This window comes from Micromonospora sp. URMC 107 (genome assembly GCF_051386315.1).
In the GTDB taxonomy this organism is placed as follows: Bacteria; Actinomycetota; Actinomycetes; order Mycobacteriales; family Micromonosporaceae; genus Micromonospora.
Window position 1 is genome coordinate 1 of record NZ_JBPQTK010000293.1, and the last position, 602, is coordinate 602.

Consider the following 602-nt stretch of genomic DNA (forward strand, 5'->3'; position numbering starts at 1 on the left):
TCGGGGGTGACGGTGACGATGTGTCCGGCCTTGGGTCCCCAGGCCAGTGCCTGCTCCAGCGGGGCGGTGGCCGGGCCTTGGCCCTGGCGGGGCAGGCCGCGCAGTTGTTCGCGCCAGTAGGCGCGTTGGGTTTCGAGGTCGGCGGCGTCGCGTAGTCGGGTGTACTCGTCGTAGGACTGGCGCAGGGTCGGGGCGGGTCGGGCCCACACGGGGGCTGTTCCGGACAGCCGGGCGGCGTAGGCGTGGCTGAGGTCGCGGACGAGCAGCGCGTGGGACCAGCCGTCGAAGGCGATGTGGTGGATGCCGATGCCGAAGAGGACGCGTCCGGTGGACTTGTCGCGGATCAGGGCGGCGCGCCAGTTGCGGCCCTGGGTGTAGTCGAGGGGCTGCTGCACGGCCTCGGCGAGTTGGTCGAGGGCCTCCTGTTCGCTGGTGGCGTCGGTGAGTAGCCGCAGTTGCGGCATGCCCGGGTTGGGTGGGACGAGCGCGACCGGGGGGTCGACGCGGCGGTAGCGGGCGTGCAGGGCCTCGTGTCGGCGGTGCACGTCGCCGAGTGCCGCCATCAGCGCGCGCAGGTCCAGCTCACCCTCGATCCACCAGGT

1 protein-coding gene is annotated in these 602 nt (G+C 72.6%); it reads right to left on the bottom strand.

The genetic code is table 11. The features are described from left to right. On the bottom strand, positions 1-602 hold a 602-nt coding region (locus ACSNN9_RS28585), incomplete at both ends, for a condensation domain-containing protein (RefSeq protein ID WP_436676407.1).